25 protein-coding genes and 1 pseudogene are annotated in these 20429 nt (G+C 35.6%); 9 read left to right on the top strand and 17 right to left on the bottom strand.

What is annotated here, in order from left to right:
- Positions 1–5: 5 nt before the first annotated feature.
- The 3 genes from ACLKMH_RS18935 to ACLKMH_RS18945 are packed head-to-tail and all read right to left on the bottom strand — an operon-like array spanning position 6 to position 3786.
- Positions 6–644 carry a glycosyl hydrolase-related protein gene (locus tag ACLKMH_RS18935; RefSeq protein WP_413699504.1) on the bottom strand — a complete coding sequence of 213 codons (639 nt, stop codon included), beginning with the start codon at positions 642–644 and terminating at the stop codon, positions 6–8.
- Entirely contained in the window at positions 598–2652 is a 2055-nt protein-coding gene (locus ACLKMH_RS18940; protein ID WP_413699505.1) for a glycoside hydrolase family 38 C-terminal domain-containing protein, read from the bottom strand. The genes ACLKMH_RS18935 and ACLKMH_RS18940 overlap by 47 nt, the downstream gene beginning before the upstream one ends.
- Positions 2653–2679: 27 nt before the next feature.
- On the bottom strand, positions 2680–3786 hold the full coding sequence (locus tag ACLKMH_RS18945) for a fructose PTS transporter subunit IIA (RefSeq protein WP_413699506.1): 1107 nt from the start codon (positions 3784–3786) through the stop codon (positions 2680–2682).
- Positions 3787–4179: 393 nt separating this feature from the next.
- Here ACLKMH_RS18945 and ACLKMH_RS18950 point away from each other — a divergent pair, with 393 nt between their 5' ends.
- The 8 genes from ACLKMH_RS18950 to ACLKMH_RS18985 all read left to right on the top strand — a co-directional run bounded on the left by ACLKMH_RS18950 (position 4180) and on the right by ACLKMH_RS18985 (position 6897).
- The gene (locus ACLKMH_RS18950; RefSeq protein WP_413699507.1) at positions 4180–4578 is read left to right on the top strand and encodes a GntR family transcriptional regulator; all 399 of its coding nucleotides are present in this window, start codon (positions 4180–4182) and stop codon (positions 4576–4578) included.
- A 31-nt stretch (positions 4579–4609) separates the two neighbouring features.
- The gene (locus ACLKMH_RS18955) at positions 4610–4753 is read left to right on the top strand and encodes a hypothetical protein (RefSeq protein WP_413699508.1); all 144 of its coding nucleotides are present in this window, start codon (positions 4610–4612) and stop codon (positions 4751–4753) included.
- On the top strand, positions 4731–4922 hold the full coding sequence (locus ACLKMH_RS18960; RefSeq protein WP_413699509.1) for a UTRA domain-containing protein: 192 nt from the start codon (positions 4731–4733) through the stop codon (positions 4920–4922). Before ACLKMH_RS18955 ends, ACLKMH_RS18960 begins: the two co-directional genes overlap by 23 nt.
- Before the next feature lie 188 nt (positions 4923–5110).
- Entirely contained in the window at positions 5111–5398 is a 288-nt protein-coding gene (locus tag ACLKMH_RS18965) for a 2-oxoglutarate and iron-dependent oxygenase domain-containing protein (protein ID WP_413699510.1), read from the top strand.
- On the top strand, positions 5328–5642 hold the full coding sequence (locus ACLKMH_RS18970) for a hypothetical protein (RefSeq protein WP_413702398.1): 315 nt from the start codon (positions 5328–5330) through the stop codon (positions 5640–5642). Before ACLKMH_RS18965 ends, ACLKMH_RS18970 begins: the two co-directional genes overlap by 71 nt.
- Positions 5636–6073: an isopenicillin N synthase family dioxygenase gene (locus ACLKMH_RS18975; RefSeq protein WP_413699511.1), complete on the top strand. Its 438-nt coding sequence runs from the start codon at positions 5636–5638 to the stop codon at positions 6071–6073. The genes ACLKMH_RS18970 and ACLKMH_RS18975 overlap by 7 nt, the downstream gene beginning before the upstream one ends.
- Before the next feature lie 189 nt (positions 6074–6262).
- Positions 6263–6568, top strand: coding sequence for a YhcB family protein (locus tag ACLKMH_RS18980; protein WP_413699512.1), 306 nt, complete (start codon positions 6263–6265; stop codon positions 6566–6568).
- 83 nt (positions 6569–6651) lie between these two features.
- Positions 6652–6897 (top strand): hypothetical protein, encoded by a 246-nt coding sequence (locus ACLKMH_RS18985; protein ID WP_413699513.1) that lies wholly within the window; start codon positions 6652–6654, stop codon positions 6895–6897.
- Between the two features lie 89 nt (positions 6898–6986).
- On the opposite strand, the gene ACLKMH_RS18990 is transcribed toward ACLKMH_RS18985, so the two are convergent.
- The 13 genes and pseudogenes from ACLKMH_RS18990 to ACLKMH_RS19050 all read right to left on the bottom strand — a co-directional run bounded on the left by ACLKMH_RS18990 (position 6987) and on the right by ACLKMH_RS19050 (position 17968).
- Positions 6987–7379, bottom strand: a complete 393-nt coding sequence (locus tag ACLKMH_RS18990; protein ID WP_413699514.1) for a DUF6404 family protein — start codon at positions 7377–7379, stop codon at positions 6987–6989.
- A gap of 116 nt (positions 7380–7495) precedes the next feature.
- Positions 7496–8143, bottom strand: coding sequence for a hypothetical protein (locus tag ACLKMH_RS18995; protein WP_413699515.1), 648 nt, complete (start codon positions 8141–8143; stop codon positions 7496–7498).
- Between the two features lie 130 nt (positions 8144–8273).
- Positions 8274–8861, bottom strand: a complete 588-nt coding sequence (locus ACLKMH_RS19000; protein WP_413699516.1) for a hypothetical protein — start codon at positions 8859–8861, stop codon at positions 8274–8276.
- A gap of 384 nt (positions 8862–9245) precedes the next feature.
- Complete coding sequence (locus ACLKMH_RS19005) at positions 9246–9935, bottom strand: hypothetical protein (protein WP_413699517.1); 690 nt, start codon at positions 9933–9935, stop codon at positions 9246–9248.
- Positions 9898–10074: a hypothetical protein gene (locus ACLKMH_RS19010; RefSeq protein ID WP_413699518.1), complete on the bottom strand. Its 177-nt coding sequence runs from the start codon at positions 10072–10074 to the stop codon at positions 9898–9900. The genes ACLKMH_RS19005 and ACLKMH_RS19010 overlap by 38 nt, the downstream gene beginning before the upstream one ends.
- Positions 10064–10753: a PTS fructose transporter subunit IIB gene (locus ACLKMH_RS19015; protein WP_413699519.1), complete on the bottom strand. Its 690-nt coding sequence runs from the start codon at positions 10751–10753 to the stop codon at positions 10064–10066. Before ACLKMH_RS19015 ends, ACLKMH_RS19010 begins: the two co-directional genes overlap by 11 nt.
- A gap of 550 nt (positions 10754–11303) precedes the next feature.
- Positions 11304–11552 (bottom strand): DUF3297 family protein, encoded by a 249-nt coding sequence (locus tag ACLKMH_RS19020; RefSeq protein WP_413699520.1) that lies wholly within the window; start codon positions 11550–11552, stop codon positions 11304–11306.
- A 106-nt stretch (positions 11553–11658) separates the two neighbouring features.
- A complete protein-coding gene (locus ACLKMH_RS19025) occupies positions 11659–11847 on the bottom strand; it encodes an MYG1 family protein (protein ID WP_413702399.1) in 189 nt (62 codons plus the stop codon).
- Positions 11838–12491, bottom strand: a complete 654-nt coding sequence (locus ACLKMH_RS19030) for an MYG1 family protein (RefSeq protein WP_413699521.1) — start codon at positions 12489–12491, stop codon at positions 11838–11840. The genes ACLKMH_RS19025 and ACLKMH_RS19030 overlap by 10 nt, the downstream gene beginning before the upstream one ends.
- Before the next feature lie 114 nt (positions 12492–12605).
- Entirely contained in the window at positions 12606–13409 is an 804-nt protein-coding gene (locus ACLKMH_RS19035; RefSeq protein WP_413699522.1) for a Cof-type HAD-IIB family hydrolase, read from the bottom strand.
- A gap of 205 nt (positions 13410–13614) precedes the next feature.
- A pseudogene (locus tag ACLKMH_RS19040) lies at positions 13615–14600 on the bottom strand (two-component system response regulator).
- 16 nt (positions 14601–14616) lie between these two features.
- On the bottom strand, positions 14617–17313 hold the full coding sequence (locus tag ACLKMH_RS19045) for a PAS domain S-box protein (protein ID WP_413699523.1): 2697 nt from the start codon (positions 17311–17313) through the stop codon (positions 14617–14619).
- Positions 17279–17968 carry an MHYT domain-containing protein gene (locus tag ACLKMH_RS19050; RefSeq protein WP_413699524.1) on the bottom strand — a complete coding sequence of 230 codons (690 nt, stop codon included), beginning with the start codon at positions 17966–17968 and terminating at the stop codon, positions 17279–17281. The genes ACLKMH_RS19045 and ACLKMH_RS19050 overlap by 35 nt, the downstream gene beginning before the upstream one ends.
- A gap of 556 nt (positions 17969–18524) precedes the next feature.
- Between ACLKMH_RS19050 and ACLKMH_RS19055 the strand changes: the two genes are divergently transcribed.
- Positions 18525–19466, top strand: coding sequence for an MFS transporter (locus ACLKMH_RS19055; RefSeq protein WP_413699525.1), 942 nt, complete (start codon positions 18525–18527; stop codon positions 19464–19466).
- A gap of 119 nt (positions 19467–19585) precedes the next feature.
- Here ACLKMH_RS19055 and ACLKMH_RS19060 read toward each other — a convergent pair whose 3' ends face one another.
- Complete coding sequence (locus ACLKMH_RS19060) at positions 19586–20380, bottom strand: LEA type 2 family protein (protein WP_413699526.1); 795 nt, start codon at positions 20378–20380, stop codon at positions 19586–19588.
- Positions 20381–20429 lie beyond the last annotated feature (49 nt).

Raw genomic sequence — 20429 nt, forward strand, 5'->3', positions numbered from 1 at the left:
ATTGTTTAAAATTTAACAAGAAATGTTTTCGCCTGACAAGGTGCTAATGTCCCAAAGTCCTCTAATGGTAACGCTATGACATCTGCTTTAGGCGTTTCATCTAATAATGTTTCCGTCCATTGTGTCACAGGTAATGTGAAGTTTACCAGCCCAGATACAGCTGTTGTTTCTGAAGGGTTATAAACTCGGATAATCAGAGCATCTTGATCTTCTGCTTTTTTGAGCACACTTAACACAACACCTGATTTATCAGTGCTTAATAAACTATAGGTTAATGGCAGATTTTGCTCGCCGACATTTAGTTTCATCGCATTAAAAGGAATTTTGTTATAACACTGAATTGGCGTTACATTATCACGGGCTTCAGCCATGACATTTGCTTTAATGTGGTCACCAGCAAAACCGAATAACGCAAAGTTACAAACAATTTTACCGCGAGTTTGTGAATCAGGCGCAGGTATTTTAATACCAGATGGGCGACCTGGGCGTAATAATAGATTTTCTTTACCTAATACACCAACACCACGGAACAAAGTTAATGCAAAGGTATCACGTTGTTCTGTTTTATCAGCAATCACTTCAAATTCACGCAAACCATTACTCATAATAGCCATGCCTGCTTGGCCATCTTCCAGTCGTCGCAAAATTCATTAATTGATAAATAGGAACTGGTGCTTCTTTCCACTTTTCATCGATCCAAACTTCCATAGCAGGATCATTGGTTGGGCGAGTAATTAAACCAAACTGATTATCTGCAACCACTGAGTCAGTAACTAATGTCGTAGGTACAAGCACACGTACACGGTGATCATCTGCTTGGTTATCTAATTCCATGGTCACATCAATACGACGTGAATCTTGTTTTAACGTCACCTTACAAATAAAATCCACATAACCATCTTGGTTACTTCGCGCTTCTCGAGCTTCGAGGTTAGAAGGCACATTCATTCGTAAACTGATGGTTGCAACTGATTGTAAAGCTTGGTGTTCAATGTTTGTTTTTGCATCAAATTGATTTGAATATAATAACCATTCTTGACGTGATGGAGAGTAATCATATTCATCACCGTCGTCAGACCCATCTTCAAGTTTAAGTACTTGATCATAGGTTTGTGCAGTTTCTTTATCAAAAATACTTAAAGTACCATCACTATTAACAGTGATTTTATAGAAACTATTTTCTAATACATCATCTGGCTTTTGCTCAGTGGTCTTTAATGTGCCTTGCTCATTGGCTTTGATATGAAAAGTTGTAAATCCCATTGCTGGTATTGCCGCTTTTAATTGAATATCGAATTCCATGAATGGGTCATAGTTTCCATAATGCACGATTTGGCGATCGATTTTACCTGGGTCTATTTCACGTTGTGCTTCAATGAAATATTCCACGTCATTACCTGCATCATCAAAGATTTTAAATTGTTGAGCACGAATAGTGATAGTGGTATTAACTACTTCGTCACGCATATAAGGAGACAAATTAAATAAAGCGATTTTGTCACAGTCTTCATGGGCAGGCATGTGATCAACAATTTTACGTTTGTAAAAGTTAATTAAGTTAGAGGCCATATCATCCGCAAGAATATAACGATTTAATATTTCTGCATGCACTTTATCTGAACAACAACAACCGATTGAATCATGAGCATGATTTTTCATACTCTCTTTCCACATTTTCTCAATCAGACCGTGGTGATAATCAAAACCAAGTTGATAAGCGATAGAGGCAAGTGGCTCTAAAATATTAACAATTTTATTTTCAACTTCAGCATGAATCAGTTTGATATCCATACGAGTAGATGAGATAGAACGATGCACACGCATGTACTTACCGTCGTTAAACTCACCTTTAATAGTATCGAGTTGTTCTTTTTCTGCTTCAATACGCTCAAATACTTCTTCAAAACGACTCATCATAAATTCACGATCTGGGTATGCTTCACGTAATTTATCCATCACTTGAAAAATATTCTTTTGAATAGGCATTTGATCGTGACCATTAGGTAAAAGGATATCTTTTGTTACCGACGCATTTTCTAATACTTTTAAGTAAGTATCTAAACGTTTAGTTAATGCTTGTGTATCTTCTGGTAAGTACTTACCAATCGCATAACCAAGTGGTAATACTTGAGTCGCCACTTCACTGCCATCGTTAGATTGCCATAGAAATTCTGTTTTATCCGTACCATGACGCTCTGAACAACCACGCCAAAACATAGTACGCTTAATATCAAAACCATTATAAATCATCGGTAATTGCGAGCTCATTGAAAATGAATCTGGTAAATAACCTATCTTCATTGCATCACCAAACTGCATGCAATCACGAATCCCATACATCATATTTCGTACAATCGACTCACCCGACACTTGCATTGTGTCAGTTTGCGAATACCAAGGGCCTACAATTAATTTTCCTGATTGCACCAGTGCTTTAACACGTTCAGTGCTTTCAGGTTTAATCGCAAAATAGTCTTCTAGTAGCGCTGTTTGTCCATCAAGCACAAAGTATTTGTAGTCCGGATCAGTTTCTAAACGTTGTAAAATTTCTTCCATATTATTCACAAGTAATATACGAGATTCCTCTGTTGTGAAATACCATTCACGATCCCAATGCATGTGTGGGGTAATATGTACGCGTGATGTAGTCATAATGTTGTACCTTGTTTTTATCTGGAATTAAGAAAGTAGTTTTTTGATTGCACGTGAGATTTTTTCCATAAAAGACAACTTCTCAGGTGCGTCTTCTACAAACTCAGTTTCTATGAATGTTTCTGTACTTTTTGCTGTATTGTTGGCGGTGTTATTTTCACTATTGTTTCCTTCTGATGGTGCTTCTTCACCATCAAGCAATTTAATTAATTGCTGTGCAGATGTTGCGCGCAAAACGGCTTCGCGCACTTCATCGTCAACAAGTACAGAGGTTAAATCGGTTAGGATTTTCATGTGGGTAGAACCAGCTTCCGCATTTGGAATCGCTAATAAGAAGATTAAATTAACATCTTCCATTTCATCTTCATCTATCCCTTGCCATTGAATGGTGCTTTTAAGTGTCGCCACAGCAAAACTTGCTTCTTTCACCGCATCGGATTTACCATGAGGAACAGCAAGACCTTCGCCTAATGCAGTCGCACCATGAGCCTCTCGTTCAAATACAGCTTCGAGGTATTGTGCTTTATTATGTAATTTACCCTGTTGATAAAGTTGTTCTGCAAGTGCTTCAATAGCAGAATCTCTATCGCTAAAACTCGTATTAAGATTGATTAATGCTTCACTGGTTAACGCAGTTATTTTGCTTGAATCAATAACGGGTGTTTCTTGCACTTCTTCATTGCCGAGTATTGCAATCAACTCCTCTGCGGTTGTTGCTTTAAGTGCGGCTTCGCGAATGTCATCATCAACCAATACAGAGGTTAAATCCGTCAAAATTTTCATGTGAGTAGAACCCGCTTCGGCATTTGGGATCGCTAATAAGAAGATTAGATTAACCTCCTCCATTTCATCTTCATCGATACCCTGCCATTGAATAGTGTTTTTAAGTGTAGCTACTGCAAAGCTGGCTTCTTTTACCGCATCAGATTTACCATGAGGGACAGCAAGACCTTCGCCTAATGCAGTCGCACCATGTGCTTCTCGCTCAAATACTGCTTCTAGGTATTGTGCTTTATCGTGTAACTTACCCTGCTGATCAAGTTGATCTGCAAGCGCCTGGATAGCTTCGTCTCTATCTGTAAAGGTCGTTTGCAAAGTGATCAAAGCACTATTCGTTAGCGTTGTTATAGTCATAAAATATTACTCCATTCATCCTGCGAATTTGATTGTTAAGTATTCAACGGTGACAATCATAACGATTAGATACATATTTTCCGTGATCGAGATCTAGTTTAACATTATTTGTATCATACAAAATACTTATTTGTATTTAAATTGTTTTATTTTAAAAATTTATAGAGCAATAACAGAGAGGTTTATATATAAGATTTGAGTTAAGCAGTTATATAAATCCATAAAATAAGTCGGATTATTGTGTTAAAGATGCAAGTAATTAAGAGTTAAAGAAGCTTTATGTAAACAAAAAGTGATACCAATCTGATTATTATGCTAAATTGTATTGCAGATAATAAAAATTTATAGTACAACTTTACAAAACCAATTATTTGTATTTAAAAAGAGATTGATATGGCAAAAGTCACACTGTACAGAAAGATCGCAGATACTATCCGAGAAAAGATACGTGATAATGAATACAAAGTCGGCGAGGCATTACCAACCGAAGCGCAACTTGGCGCGGAGTTTTCAGCCAGTCGAGTGACCATCCGACAAGCACTTAAGTTATTAATCGAAAACGAAGAGCTTGAAAGTATTCAAGGTAGCGGTACGTACGTAAAAGAAAATAAAGTTAACTACGATATTTACAAGCAATCAACCTTCAATGAGAAATGGGCACATCTTAATGTTACGCCTCATAGTAAAGTGCTGGTATTTGAAATAGTACCTGCCAGTCTTTCTATGGCTGAGCATCTTAATATTGATGAGTCGGATCAAATCTTTCATGTAAAACGTGTTCAGTCGCCTTGAAGACCACCCAATAACAGTAGAAGAAACCTGGATGCCCGTTCACCTTTTTCCAGATTTAAGTTTCGATGTGATGCAAAAATCTAAATATGACTACATTGAAAATACCAAAGGTATGGTTATTGATCGAAGTGAGCTAGGAAATAATCCCTATTTTGCCTTCCCAGGAAATTGCTGAGTTATTAAAAATAGATCCACAGCAACCTATTATCGAAAAGCGCACTAGAAGCTTTCTAGATGATGGCACCGTATTTGAATATAGTCGTAACCAATTTACAACAACTGATTATAAATTCACCTTAATTTCTAAACGACATAGCAATACTAATAAAAGCAAACGCCATTAATATCTATGCCAGAAAGCATCAATCTTTTAATGTAAGCTTGATGCTTTCTGCATTGAATAAAAACTCCCTCGTCATTTCAGGCATCAAGTTGCTTTTCTTCTCTAGATAAAGAAATTACAAATGTCACCAAAATCATCTCTGTAGTGGTAAAGTAAAACAACAATAACTAAACATTAGGACTTATCTCTATGACTTTAGCTTTACCTATCATCGATATCAGTGCATTAAAAAGTGACAACCAAAGTGAATGGAAAGAGGTTATAAAAGCCATTGATGGTGCTTGTCGTGATACTGGCTTTTTTTATGTAACCGGTCATGGTATTCCTGCACAGCAATTTACCAAAGTACAAGCAATGGCAGAAAAATTCTTCGCCTTACCAGAAGAAATTAAACAAAAAGATAAACATACAGCATTCAACGAATCATCGCGGTTGGGGACAGGTAAGCGCCGAAAAACTAGACCCAAATGGCCCTAGTGATCATAAAGAAACCTTCGATATGGCGTTAGATTTAAGCCCTTATCATCCACAGGTTGAACGTTGCCCTCAGTTATATGGACCGAATCAGTATCCTGACCTTGATGGATTTGTGCAATTAATGCATCAACAATATGAACTGAGTTTGCAAGTAGCATTACGCTTATTAAAGGCGATGGCCTTAGCATTAAAACTACCGATAGACTTTTTAGTCAGAGTTTTAGTTGTCCAATTAGTGTGTTAAGACTTATTCATTACCCTCCTCAGCAAATCCAATCAAATGGTGCAGGTGCACATACCGATTACGGTTGTATTACGTTATTATATCAAGACCAAATTGGCGGGTTGCAAGTGCAAGATCGAAATGGCGATTGGTTAGACGCAACGCCTGTGGAAAACAGTTTTGTGGTTAACATTGGAGACTTAATGCAACGTTGGACTAACGATTGTTATAAATCGACACCTCATCGTGTCACCAGCCCAACCTCAGAAACAACACGTTTCTCAATGCCCTTCTTTGTTGAACCAGACTTTGATACCAAAGTTTCTACCGTAAATTCCTGTTTAGCAGAGGGAGAAAAATCGCAATATAAAGATGTTACTGCGGGAGACTGGATCTTATCGCGATTTGCCGATACCTACGCGTATCGAAGTGATTCAGAGGTTAGTGAATAATACGATAAGGTCACCGTATTAAACACTAAGCTTAAATAGCAGAATTTGGCCTTTACCATTTGACCATAAGGGCACACTCATGGTCATTTATCACAAAAGTAAGAATGAAAAGCCTGATCCTTGTGGCTTCTTTTGTAAAATCAAAAAAAACGAATATTATTATTAGCCCTATATATAAAAGGAAATACTATGAATGAAGTTTATGAAATGAACGAAATATTAACTATTTTTGGCAGTTTTATTGTGGGGATCATTGTTGGTTTTGTTATTTATCACTTCGCGATAGGAAAAAGTAAAGTAAGCACACAACAAGAAGAAATCGATAAAACCAAATCAGAATTAGAACAGTATAAAGCTAAGGTTAATAGCCATTTCACAAATACGGCTGAATTGATGGGTGAAGTTGCTAGCGGCTATCAATCGCTATATAAGCATATGGCAGACCAATCTCAAGATTTGTTAAGCGATGCAGATTTAACTCCTTTTCCCTATTAGAAAAAACACCAATTAAAAACGAGGAAACAGTTAAAGCTGATAATTCAGAACAACAAGTCGCATCTGTTGACGGTGAAGCTAGCTTGGATATTAATGACACCGATAAACCAGATAATGCCCTAACCGAGTCTAATGATGCTGATACTGATACAGAACCAGCGCAGAATAATAAAGAGACGGATAGCAATAACGCTGAAACATCTGATGATGTAAAAGACGTTTCTGAAAGTATTGCTGAAGTAACGACCGAAACCGATGAAAAAACAGCTGATAGTACTGATGAAGTAACTGATATCAGTAAAGATGAAAACCCTAAAAAAACAGTTTAAAAAACCACAACTCGCTCGTCACATCATGAAACAAAACAATACGTTAAAAGATGAAAATATTCTGCTCATCTTTTAATGTATTGCATCTTTTAACCTAGGTTTAAATCATTCCATGAGGAAAGCTTATGTTTTTTAAATAAATATATGTAATGAATTGAAAAACCAAAACCGAAAAGTACACCTTTATTAATGCTTTCCATAATTAGTTTTGATAGAGATGCATTGTGATTAATATATTCCATTAATAGTTCTGATAGTGATACATCGTTAAAAAGAACATCAATTAAAATTGAAATAACCATGTATAAACAAGTACACAGGCAAGTAAAGAAAACCAAGTTACTAATAAAATTTGAATAATAAAATGGGCGTTTACGCAACCCTATTCTCCTCAGCAACTTCAAGATGAAAGGATTGGAGTTTTTAATACCAGCACTTGTTAACTCAGAGTGGGCGACAGCCAACTTCTCTTCAAAACACATACTTCCTCCTACAAATATAGCACCACAATAAGCAGACTAAAGCAGTAGGTTGTAATGTGGCGCGAAGCGAAACGTAACCCACTATTTTAGTCCCCTTAATTACCTCGTTATAAGACTTATTTAGAAATGAATCCAAGATATCTAGCTGACGCTATTTCTTCTTTACTAAATACTTCATTAATTTTGGAAATACCAAAAATAGTTTCCAATCTATTTGATATTCTTGCATATCGATATACCCAATAAGACTTCTCTGTATTAATTAGCCAATCTCTATCTCTAATATTTGCATCAAACGAATCCATTAAAAACAAATAATGCTCTATAGCTCTGCTAATAATCGCTAGGTTACGTAATAAACTAATAAGAGCGTGCTCATATTCGTCACTAAGAGTAACTTTATCGTTGCTAATAAGAATAATTAGCCTCTCAATACTTACATTACTTTCATTATCGAATTGAATTTGTGTTGGATTAGTTAATACTTTATAAAACTCAGAATCTAATCTCAGTAAACTTTCTCTTATAAGCTCGAGTTTTCTGTAATATGTATCAGCTTTAAGGCTCTGGTAAACCAATATTCCAGCAATCAAAGAAGCAAAAGGTGCAACTATGCCACCTATATATGAGCCAAATGCGCCCCAATCTTGTGTTGAATGATTAAGGTTACTTATTCCATTATTATACATAACAAAGAAAAACACCCCTGATGTAATAAATGCAATAGCTACAATGCTAATCAATGCATACTTTGAGTATTTCAATAGACCTCCTTTGCCTTAATAACGCCCGCATAAGTCGCGAAACATGTTGGAAGCTTTTTTGCGTCATTATTATTTATGCAAAAAATCGGACAATGTGAGACGTCAGATTTGATGCGCTTTTTATGTTGCATTAGCCACAACATTTTTTCCGTTTTTTATTTGAACCACAAAAACAGAAGTCATTTTTATGAGTATGCTTTTTAGCAAGCTCTAAAATCGAAGGGTATAATGCAGAGGCTTTTAAGTGCATCAGCTGAATATCTATTGATTTAACTACACCGCTATTTTCTAACCTTAATTCATCCATATCTCTCTCAATATCAAGGTACTCATTCAAAGTCGAATTTTGAATGAGAGGTATGAATTTCATTGGCAGAAAATTATTCTTAATTAAACACTCAATAGAATCATCAGGTGAAAATCTAAGTTTATTATTTCTATATTCATTAGGTGTTACACATAGCAAAGAATCATCACCACGCTTTACAACAGCATGGGCTGTTAGCTTAAGAGCTAAATTACCCATAATTAAGAAGATCCAACCAAGTTGTATTTGACCACCGTATAAATGAATATAGTTTTTGACATTATTAAGATAATTTTGCGGAGTCGCATTTTCATGTGGCTCTATTGGGATTATCTCAATATCAGATATTTTAGCCTTCCTTAATATCTGTTTATCAATGGTTGGCGGATCAAAGTATTGCATGAGTTGCACTATACTCCATTTGCGCTATTAAACAGAATCGTTCTGTATTAACAGTAGATAGACAGAACGACTTAATTTATTTAAATTTGATACACCATAGCAATTTCAAGTAAATAATCAAACATTTAAAACAATACTATCAAACCATAATCATGTGGATAGATAGAATACTTCTGTATTAACAACTTAAATACGGGATCAAATTGTTAGTGGATAACAACACAGATAGAATTTTTATGTAAGAAAAGGTTTTGCAGGTTTAGAGATAGCTCTCCTTTACCAGATAATAAAGAAGATTATTTTTACTTTAGATAAACACATTTTATTTTAGACAAACAAAAAGAGATGCCCTTGAGCATCTCTTTTTTTATAGTTACTGCTTTTGTAATTAACTTAAGCGACCACTACTTTACTTTTTCTCATCGTCTTAATTGCAAATGTTAATGCCATTGAGACTGCGATACCGATAATGAAGTAAGCTAACCAAGCTAGAGGCTCACTAATCACTGGTAACATGAATACTGCACCACCGGCAATCGTACCGATTTGAATTTTAGATGAAAGGATAAGACCTGTTGCAACACCACCACCAATCATTTGTGCAGGAATAATACCAATTGGATCTTTAACTGCGTAAGGAATCGCACCTTCGGTAATACCACAGAATCCTAGAATTGCTGTTGATGGCCCTGCGAGTCTGTCTTCTTCATCGAAGAATTTAGGGAAGACAAAGGACATGATACCGAGTGACATACCTGGGATACATTTAGCGACAGTAAAGGTCGCATAGAACTCAGTATTACCATTTGTACCCGCACCGATACAGAATAGGTAGGCGACTTTATTAATCGGTCCACCCATATCAAGGTTAGACATACAACCTAAAAGGAAACCAAGAATTAATAAATTTGAACCACTCATTGCATTTAAGAAATCAAAAAGTGATGTATTTAAGAATGCGAAGAACTTACCAGGTCCAACTAACATGAATAGGATAGTTAAAATACCAGCGATCAACGGGGTAACAATGATCATTTTTACTGAATCAAGTACTGCTGGTACTTTGATTTGACGGATCAACATGACAAATAAAGCGTGCTAAAGCACCGGCAACTAAACCACCAATGAAACCACCACTGATAACAGTTAATTTACCGAAAGTTCCACCTACCGCAACATAACCACCAACGAAACCGGGTGCTAAACCTGGTTTACCGACCATGCCATAGGCAGTAAAGGCGACAAGAACCACAAATCAATAATGGGTTAAAGGCTTTTAGGGCAATGTAATAAACATAATGAACAATGCCTTGGAAAGTGTTGGCAAAGTCAGCCATAAACTCTTTATCACCGAGTTGTTCAGGTGTTAAATTGTATAGATGTGTATAGTCGTAACCAAAAAATAAGTTAAGTAAACCAACACAAAGACCACCAATAATAACTAAAGGTATTATATGAGAAACACCAGACAATGCTCCTGTGTACCATTGTTTAAAGAAGCCCATAATAAGACCACTTTGTTCTTCTTCGGCAAAGGCATTAGTTGAAGGCGCCGCAGATTTTGTTGTTTTTTTAGTTGCTCCCTTAGTCGCAATCTTCTGCTCAAGTGCGTCGATCATTGCATCAGCATTCTTAATGCCGTCTTTTACTTTTCCTTTTACAAAAGGAAGACCATCGAAACGTTCCATTTCAGCGATACCAACATCCGTTGCAAAAATGATACCATCTGCCTCTTCAACATCTTGTTTAGTAATACGGTCATCAATACCATTTGCACCTTGCTTTTCAACTTTGACTTCATAGCCACGTGCTTTAGCTTTATTTTCTAAGGTTTTGGCGGCCATATAGGTGTGGGCAACCCCAGCAGTACAAGCAGTTATTGCTAATATCTTCTTCGTCATCTTCTGTTCCTTATTTGTCGCTTATTTCAATTAATAATTGTTATTCATTAGTTAATAAGTTTTGGAGTTTCCTCCAAACTGACAAATACCAATTAAAATATGTTTGGATTAAGTTGTATTTATCAAGTGGGGCTATAATGGACGACAAAAACAAACTTGTCTGTGACAAATATCACCAAATAGAATCTTTTGTATTAAAATTTGTATTAAAATAAAGAGTGCGATTAATAATACAAATAAAAAGAAATAGGAAAACAATAAAAAACTAAAATCCCAATAACACAACCATATTTAAAACAACAACTTATAAAAATATAAAACTAAATTTAAATAATAGGAACAATTAAATAGAAAATTAAGTTCAAGCAATATAAAGACTATTAATCACCTAAAATAACAAATAATAGGGAAATCGCCCCAAAAAATTGCTATAAACATAAAACAACAGCAATACAATTTCATATATTGTATTTAAAAATAAAAATGGCGAGCCATTGCTGGGTCGCCATTTATTGATTCTCTATCATAAGTGCAGAGTAATCACATTTGTTTAACGGTAGAAAGCTTCAACCGTTCCTTTTTTAGTGAGTAATAAAGGTTGTCCACGACGATCTAAAGCTTTGTGTGCAGACACTTTTACCCAACCTTCACTGATACAGTATTCCATAACATCAAAACGCTCTTTACCGTTTAGACGAATACCAATTTCATGTTCAAACACTTCTTCGATATGAAAAGGACTACGAGGGTCGCCAGAAAAGCGATCAGGTAAATCGGGTAATGTTTTAGTATCGTTCATATTGTAACCTGTAATGAATTAAGAAAACGCTATTATAAACAAAACCATAAGCAATAAGAAAGCAGATATATGCGATGGCTATCTCAAGGATTATAAATTAACTTTATTACTCTTCAACAACAGCCATATTAGCCATTTTCATGATGCTTTCAAATGACTTAGCACCCGCGATAAACAAGCCATTATGACAAAATATTGCGTCATCTAGCCCTGTTATTTGCTGTAGTGCTTCACCCTCTAGTCCAGCCCAGTTTTTGGGTAATTCTTTTCTGTCTTCAAATGAGCCTAGCTCCATTGGCACAGTCTGAATTTTCCATTGGCCTGATTGTGATGGATAAACAACATATAAAGCTTCCTTTGATAAGGAATGTACCGTTTTTTTCCAGGGGTATATTTTTCTAATACGATGATTCTTGGGTCTTGAGCATTTTCAATTGCTTGAGCAACGATTGCTTTTGCACTAATACCGCCTGTCGCAGAGGCGATAAAACGCCCTAAGATACAAGATGCAAACTCAACGGCTTGATTAAAACAGCCATCAAAGTCCCCTTCTTCCTGCCAAGTCGGATTAAACATCGAGATAGTTTGGCTAAGGCTAACGCCAGTTAAAACTCCTTTAACATAACCACAATCAATCGCATCAATACTAGACACTAAACTTGAGTCGATGGAATTTGCAATGTCTTGATTATCATTACAGATAGTCGCACCATATTTTTTCCAAATTAAGCCAAAGGAAGAATATGGCGTTCCATCTTCTCGGGCACCCGCACCACCGCGTTGATGGTGATCAAAACGTCCCGCTTCAGGATCATATTCACCACCAACATCTAATACGATATCAGCCTGTTTAATCACCTCAGGATTTCGACTGCGCACTAGCGCATAATCTGGGAATATATATTTTAGAGCAGACGACACTAAATACATCATCAGCATGAAAATTGCCATCATGGGTTACAATTGTTTTATTATTCATTAATTCAATATTTCTTATTAGGTTAAAGGATGTCTGGTACGGAGAAAGATGAGGACTCTATCATAAGACAGCCCTTAATTATTTAATAAATGATCAACAATATAATGTGCGACGGCTTCATTATCACAATCACCGATGACTTCGTTGTTAGGTAATGCCTGTTTTACTTTAAAGTGCGAAGTGCCCATAACAAGACCTTTCCCTGCCATAGAAAGCATTTCGTAATCATTCATGCCATCACCAAAGGCGAGACAATTGCTGAGCTGATAGCCTTTTAACTTTGCAATTGCATCCAGTGCATGCCCTTTAGAAACACCAATATCCATTATTTCTAAACAATAGGGAGCAGAAAAAGACACATTTACCTTATCTGCAAATTTGTCTTTAATCTTACCTTCCCATAAGGCCAATTTGTCATGATCTTTGTCGTCTCTGGTCAGAAAAACCTTGATGATATCTGACTGTGGCGGATGGTTAACATCAAATATTTCATAGTTAAACCCTGAGCGATGTCCGTTATCACCGACAATTTCGTTGTTTCTTAGCCAAGTATTAGTTTGGTATATATTAATATTCAACTCATTATCATGCTTTATCATGTTAATGATCTCAGCAAAAACATTCACATCGAGTAGTTGTTTAAACACCATCTCATTTTCACTGTTATGCACACAGGCACCGTTAGAGGTGATCATAAAGGCAGGAATACGGATCAGGTCACGCATATAAGCTACATCAATATGATGACGTCCAGTGGCAAAAACAAAGTTCATACCCTGCTCATGCAACTGACTTAATACTTTACGAGTAAAATCGGGGATTTGGTGTTCAGAATTGAGCAAAGTACCATCTAAATCAGATGCGATTATTTTATACATATAGAGTCTCGTTTGGTTTGGAGGTCAATTAACTTAATAAAACAAACGATACAATACTGTCAGTAACAAATCATCTACCAATAAACAATTATTGCTAAGGTAATTTGCATTACAGAAAATGAAATAGACAGTTAGCAATAAAAATAAACATAAGATATTGATATTGATATTTAATAAAAATAATTTTAATTACGCATAAAGCGAATTAATCTTTCCAGCGATTTTTTATCTCGATGATTTGATCTCATTTCCTTTACGAATAAATCAACTAGTTCAGGATCAAAATGTTTTTCTTTCTGCGAGATAATAAATTCAATTGCTTCTTCAACGCTCCAAGCATCCTTATATGGACGGATACTTGTCAATGCATCAAAAACATCGGCTAATGCCACAATTCTGCCTTCAATGGGAATGTCTTCGCCTTTTAATTGATTAGGGTAGCCAGTTCCATCCCACTTTTCATGGTGTGTCATCGCAACGATTTTAGCTAATTCGATTAAATCAGAATCTGACTCTCCTAGTATTTCAGCACCGATTTGAGGGTGTTTTTGCATTGCGACAAATTCTTCATCGGTTAGTTTTCCAGGTTTGAGCATAATGCTATCTGGAATACCAATTTTACCAATATCATGCATTGGAGCTGGCATGAAACAATGCATCTGCGCTTTGTGCAGAATGACCAAAGGCGAAGGAAAGCACTCTAGAGTAATGGCTCATGCGCATTACATGCATACCCGTTTCATTATCTTTATATTCCGTCGCTCGCCCTAAACGTTGAATAATCTGTAAACGAGTGGCCTTTAATTCATCAACATCAACCAAGGATAAATGTGTTTTTACCCTTGCTTTCACCACTGCAGGTGTAACGGGTTTAGAAATATAATCAACTGCACCAATATTCAAGCCTTTAGCTTCATCAACTGCATCACTTAAAGCAGTAACAAAAATAATCGGAATTCTTTTAAATAAAGGATTTGCTTTTAAATTCTCACAAACTTCATAACCTGTCATATCAGGCATCATTACATCAAGTAATATTAAATCAGGTTTATCTTTCTCTATTAAGCGCAAGGCCTCAAAACCATTCTTTGCAAAAATAAGTTTATAAGTATCTTTTAATATATTATTTAATACTTTTAAATTAATCGGCTCATCATCAACAATCAGCACTTTTTGCTTTCTATTAGGCATCTAACTCTCCGCTATCTCATTCAGTATTAGAGTTTATTACAGCAACCAGAATATCAATTTTCTCGTTTGCTAACTCAAAATCAAAATCGTTACATGCCGTAACAATTTGATTGATATCATCATCAAACTTAGTGTCGAAAGTTTGTAATGATTCAATTAATTCGTCATCAAATTCATTATTAGCAACACGTTCTTTAAGTTTAACTAAGTTATCAAGCAAAGCTTCGTTAGAAATAACATGGGCTTTTTCAACTTCATTTAAATACTTACTTTTGCCCATTTTATTAATAGACAAAGTTACATTTTTAATTTCAATTTGTATCTTTTCAAATATTCTAAGAGCGTCATTATTGATTTCTTTACGTGACACTTTCTCTAAATCGGCAAACAATAACATTAATATATTAAGTGCTAAATTTCCTGATACACCTTTATTTTTATGGGCAAGGCTAACCAAAGAAATCCAATCATTTGTATTTATTAAATTGGGTATCGAGTTTACCTCATCTTCTATTTGATTTAAAAAACTTGTCACTTCTGCACTGAAATCTTTTTCGGCCCCCCATAACGCGATACCTTTTTCATAATCAATACTGAGTTTTTGCGAATGATTAGCATTAGGCAGTGATATTGCTGTTATGGATGTAGCATCAAAATCAACCAGCTTAAGTACATTTGCAATTTCTGTCATCAACTGATCAATAACAATCGGTTTACTTGCAAAACCATCCATTCCTGCTTGTTGTGCCGATATTTTGTCCTGCGGTAATACACTAGCAGTTAACGCAATTATAGGTAATCGAGGTAAACCATGTTCTGATTCATAATCACGTCTCAGTTTCGATGCCGTTAGTCCATCCATTATAGGCATCTGAATATCCATTAACACAATATCGAAAACTTCATGTTCCATTTGTAATAAAGCTTGCTCACCGTTTCTGGCAACTTTTACAGCATGTTGATTACGCTTTAATATGATAGATAATAAATCAATATTTTGTTCAATATCATCCACTATCAAAACGCTCAAGGAAGGAAGTTGCAGATGTTTTTCACGCTGTTTGGCAACTTCTGAGCTTGTTGCAACTTCAAGAGGAACAGTAAATTCAAATGTTGAACCTTTACCATATTCGCTATTAGCAGAAATCGAACCTCCCATTAATTCAACCAATTGTTTACTTATTGTAGTGCCTAAACCTGTTCCACCAAATCGTCGACTCATTGATTCATCGGCCTGAGAAAAGGCATCAAATATTGTTTCTAGTTGTACAGGTGTCATACCAATGCCAGTATCAGCAATCGAGAAGCATAAAGTACCGGGTTGAAGACTGCTAATATTAATATCGACGTGACCTTTTTCTGTAAATTTAATCGCATTACCAAGCAAATTAGTGAGAATTTGTCTTAATCGATCAGGTACGCCGTGATAATAGCATTGCGCTTTGGGGGCAATATTTAGATTTATTTGCAAACCTTTCTGTTGTGCTTGTAACCACAGAGTCGAAACGACCGAATCAACTTCTTCTACTAGCGAAAAATCTCGGTATTCAAGTTGAAACTTACCTTTATCTAATTTCGCACTATCAAGAATATCATTTAAAATATGTAACAATGATTTAGCAGATTGATTGATTGTATTTAATTGTTTTCTTTGATGATTATTTAATTCATCATCCAATAAAATGTCACTAAAGCCAATAATAGCATTCATTGGTGTACGAATTTCATGACTCATATTTGCTAAAAATGCAGTTCTAGCGACAACGGCTTGCTCTGCTTTTTCTTTTTCAGCAATTAATGCAGATTCCATTTTTTTACGATCGGTAATATCCATAATAAAACCATCAAGAAACTTTTCTCCTGTGGCTTCATTTATAGAGGCACGACCATAACCCAACATCCATTTAACTTGTTTGTATCTATCTATTATCCTGAATTCAAGCTGATAACCATTTTCGTGTCGTAAGTCAGTGGCAAGTATATTTGGCATATCTTCAGGGTGGACAAAATCACTGATACTGCGCTTGGGGTTTGGTAACAAAAAATCCTTAGCCGGATAACCTAAAATATTCTCTACTTCATCATTAATAAATATATTTGGCCAACCAGGGACATCAATACAGCGATAGGCAATACCTGGAATATTTGTCACTAAGGAACGTATTTTAGATTCCTTATTACGTAAAATATTTTCCATTTCTTTACGTTCGCGTAAATCTGAAATAAACGCTACAAACATATTTTGATCATTCAGTTCAACATGCCCTATCCCAAGACGAATTGGAATTGTTTCACCATTTTTACATAGCGCCTCTACTTCTCTGCCAACGCCGATAATTTTTGCTTCCCGTGTTTTTAAGTAGTTATCAATATATTGATCGTGATTATGCTGATGTGGCATAGGCACAACCATTTTTACGTTGTTACCAATTAACTCCTCAGATAACCAACCTAATAACTGTGTCACTGCATTATTAACGCTAATAATAATGCCCTTTTCGTCAATGGTGATAATGCCATCAATCGCAGTATCCATAGTAGCAATCAAACGACGTTCGTTGTTCTTGGCTGTTACGGAAATGTCTTTGTAACGAAAGATAAGGTTAGCCCCAAGAACAATAAAGAGAACAATGACAGTAATACCTGTCACCACCAAGGCTAATATGGTTGATATTTCACTACTTTGATCGGATAACTCCAACCCAGCAGGCATGACAAATCGAGCAGCTGACCATACCGGTATAATGCATACCCGCAATAGCGCCCCCCATGGCAACACTGGAAAGCATGATTTTTATATTCTGACTCAATCCAAATGCATTACTTTTCTTAAGCCCAAAACTAACCCACAGGGCTAATATTGCTAATCCAATAGCAACTAAAATTGAAACAAGAAACATGCCCAAGTTATAACGAAGTAAAGGCGCCATCTCCATCGTCGCCATACCAATATAATGCATCGCACCAATGCCAGAGCCAACAAGTATTCCACTTATGATTAATTGCTGTTTTTTAACTTGTTTATTACTTATTAAACGCAAGGCAACCCAAGAAGCCACCAATGAAGGGAAAAAAGATAATAAAGTAATATCAACTCGGTAGGAAATAGTCGTACAGAGCACTAATGCAAGCATGCCAATAAAATGCATTGACCAAACTCCGCCACCCAGTGCAACACTTCCGACAAGCAAAAATATATTTTTTCGCTGTGGCGAAGCATATTGCGCTTGATGAGCAACTTGGAATCCCATAAAAGAAGCAAGAATAGCAATTAAAATTGAGACAATAACTAACCAAGGGTTATAACTTGAAAGTACAAATAAACTATTATTATTTACGTCAAAAAGTGAGGTGATTTGTTCAACCATATTATTTAAATACTACTCTAGAATGAAAAAGTGATGCTTTATAAAAAGCGCTAATGTATTAATATACAAGTAAAATAGAAAATTACTGATATCGATAATTGTTCTTATCGGCAACTAATCATTTTTATTTAATGATATTCATCATTTTGTATGGCATCGTCTGAATTTCGAAACTGACACTATCATTTCATCTTAAAGATTAGAACTATCTTTGAAAAAGTCCAAAAATAATATAAAAAGAAATTTTTAAATCCAAGGAATGAATAATACCCATGATTAAAGAATACTCACAATTCATCAGACACAGTTGGCCAATGCTTCTTTTTGGAATGCTAAGCGTTTTTATGGGTAATTTTGGACAGTCTTTTTTTGTTAGTTGGTTTGGCAATAGTTTTCAGGAAAGCCTCAACCTTTCTGCCACCAGTTATGGTTCGGCTTATTCTGCGAGCAACACTTGCCAGTGGATTACTTCTCATGTGGATTGGAGGTGCAATTGATAAGGTTGCATTGGAAAAATTTATTATATTTTGTACATTTGGACTTTCTATCGCAGAGATTGACACTTTGGCAAACCAATCAATTATCTATGTTAATTATCGGCCTTTTTTTATTACGCTTTTTTGGTCAAGGCTTATTTCCTCATACCGCTATTACCACCATGATGAAGCAATTTACTGTTAATCGAGGAAAAGGCGTTAGCCTTGCAACAACGGGGGTGCCTTTAGGAGAAATTATTTTACCAACTATGGCTGTTTTTTTGATTGCACATTTTGGTTGGCGACAAAGCTGGTTAATCATTGCGCTTTGCGTGCCCTTATTCTACCTCCCACTTGCTTTGTTTTTAATAAAGCGCGGTAAAAATGAAAAATACGCAGAAAAAGCCACGGACATTGATAAACAAAACACTATTGCAACAGAAGATGGTAGTCGCAGAACCTTGCTCACTGATTATCGCTTTTGGCTGGCATTACCCACTGTGCTTGCAGCGCCTTTTATTGTCACAGGCATATTTATACATCAGGGTTTCTTTCTTCCACAAATGGGTTGGACACCCATTTTATTTGCCAGTTGTTTCGTTTTTTATGGTATCGCGCATTGGCTTTCTTCAATGTATGCAGGTGGATTAGTTGACCGTTTTAGTGGCAGGTATTTGTTAAAATTTTACCCGATTCCAATGCTCACAGGTTTATTACTGACTTCACTTTTAACCGGTAATTGGATTACTTATCTTCTTTTGATTTGTCTTGGGTTTGCCATTGGCTCTGGTAGCACAATCATTAATGCACTCTGGGCTGAAGTTTATGGCACTAAACATCTTGGAAAAATACGTGCTTTAATGGCATCACTGATGGTAATTTCTACTTCTATTTCACCAATTTTATTTGGTTACCTTATTGATCATGGTATATCCGGCGCCCAACTTTTCTTTGCATTAGCTATGTATGTTTTCATTGCTATGTTGATGGCTTTCTTTTCTTATTCAGAAAAGAAAGCATAAGAGGACTCTTTAAATTTACATCGCTTTAGTTTTGAATATATTTGTATACAAGTTAGCAAACCCTATTTGCCTTGTATTAGTAAGTACAATGCAAGGCATTAAAGGAAAACTTAAAAAAATTAAAAGAATGAGGTTAAATTCATCGATTGGTCAAAGGAGTGACTAAACAAAGGACTATTTATCTCAAAATGTAACGGTAATTCTGGGTTTGCCAATATAGCAAAAACACTAGTAAAAATGGCATCAAGTTTAATACTCAAAGGCAACTGAATATTGTTTTTTCCTTGAGAAATTTGTTGGTTGTTAAGCGCACCTTCGAATAAAAATTGACTACCTGTCGAAACTGAATAATTCAGCGCCTCTAATGGTAAAGCAAAACTATTCTGATTATTAACATCAATACTGAGTAATAATTCTAAGTTGCTTAGACTGGCATTAATTATTTTTACATCGGCAATACTGATATCTGGTACATATAAGGTGTCTGATTTTTCAAAGGGAACCACTAATCCCATTGCTTTAACGCTTCCTTTAACCTGATAATCCAATTTTTTGTCTTTAAATAATAACTGCTGTAATGAGACGATGCTTTCCTGAGTAAGGTCAATTGAAAGGGTAACATCTTTACTGTTATTAGCGACTAAAGAACCAATCGCTTGTGTTTCGCCAGCCAGTAATTTTTTATTGTTAAGTGTAAAGTCATAGCTGACAACATCAACTGGTATTGCAAAACTATTGTTATTGTCGATCTTAAATGTAGGGTTTAACTCAATCCCTTCCATGGAAACTTTTCCAACTGAAATCGATTGATAAGTCACCTCAGGTTGTTTTACAAATTTATTGATTTCTTGTTGTAAATTAGCGCATGCAGAAATTTGTAGTAGCAAGGTAATCGCTAGTATTTTTTTAATCATAACCATTCCAATTATTTGATAAGAGGCGAGAATATACCGCCTATTATCT

The sequence above is a fragment of the Psychromonas sp. KJ10-10 genome, from assembly GCF_047323245.1.
Lineage (GTDB): Bacteria > Pseudomonadota > Gammaproteobacteria > Enterobacterales > Psychromonadaceae > Psychromonas.

Excerpts from the sequence above, each read along its gene's own strand:
- ACLKMH_RS18990 (WP_413699514.1), bottom strand. The coding sequence starts at position 7,379 with ATGTGTTTTGAAGAGAAGTTGGCTGTCGCCCACTCTGAGTTAACAAGT.
- ACLKMH_RS18945 (WP_413699506.1), bottom strand. The coding sequence starts at position 3,786 with ATGACTATAACAACGCTAACGAATAGTGCTTTGATCACTTTGCAAACG.
- ACLKMH_RS19010 (WP_413699518.1), bottom strand. The coding sequence starts at position 10,074 with ATGGTCGGTAAACCAGGTTTAGCACCCGGTTTCGTTGGTGGTTATGTT.
- ACLKMH_RS19030 (WP_413699521.1), bottom strand. The coding sequence starts at position 12,491 with ATGCTGATGATGTATTTAGTGTCGTCTGCTCTAAAATATATATTCCCA.
- ACLKMH_RS18980 (WP_413699512.1), top strand. The coding sequence starts at position 6,263 with ATGAATGAAGTTTATGAAATGAACGAAATATTAACTATTTTTGGCAGT.
- ACLKMH_RS18955 (WP_413699508.1), top strand. The coding sequence starts at position 4,610 with ATGCCCGTTCACCTTTTTCCAGATTTAAGTTTCGATGTGATGCAAAAA.
- ACLKMH_RS19035 (WP_413699522.1), bottom strand. The coding sequence starts at position 13,409 with ATGTATAAAATAATCGCATCTGATTTAGATGGTACTTTGCTCAATTCT.
- ACLKMH_RS18940 (WP_413699505.1), bottom strand. The coding sequence starts at position 2,652 with ATGACTACATCACGCGTACATATTACCCCACACATGCATTGGGATCGT.
- ACLKMH_RS18965 (WP_413699510.1), top strand. The coding sequence starts at position 5,111 with ATGACTTTAGCTTTACCTATCATCGATATCAGTGCATTAAAAAGTGAC.
- ACLKMH_RS19015 (WP_413699519.1), bottom strand. The coding sequence starts at position 10,753 with ATGACGAAGAAGATATTAGCAATAACTGCTTGTACTGCTGGGGTTGCC.
- ACLKMH_RS18950 (WP_413699507.1), top strand. The coding sequence starts at position 4,180 with ATGGCAAAAGTCACACTGTACAGAAAGATCGCAGATACTATCCGAGAA.
- ACLKMH_RS19005 (WP_413699517.1), bottom strand. The coding sequence starts at position 9,935 with ATGTTGATCCGTCAAATCAAAGTACCAGCAGTACTTGATTCAGTAAAA.
- ACLKMH_RS19020 (WP_413699520.1), bottom strand. The coding sequence starts at position 11,552 with ATGAACGATACTAAAACATTACCCGATTTACCTGATCGCTTTTCTGGC.
- ACLKMH_RS19045 (WP_413699523.1), bottom strand. The coding sequence starts at position 17,313 with ATGCCTGCTGGGTTGGAGTTATCCGATCAAAGTAGTGAAATATCAACC.
- ACLKMH_RS19060 (WP_413699526.1), bottom strand. The coding sequence starts at position 20,380 with ATGATTAAAAAAATACTAGCGATTACCTTGCTACTACAAATTTCTGCA.
- ACLKMH_RS19025 (WP_413702399.1), bottom strand. The coding sequence starts at position 11,847 with ATGGAGCTAGGCTCATTTGAAGACAGAAAAGAATTACCCAAAAACTGG.
- ACLKMH_RS19050 (WP_413699524.1), bottom strand. The coding sequence starts at position 17,968 with ATGGTTGAACAAATCACCTCACTTTTTGACGTAAATAATAATAGTTTA.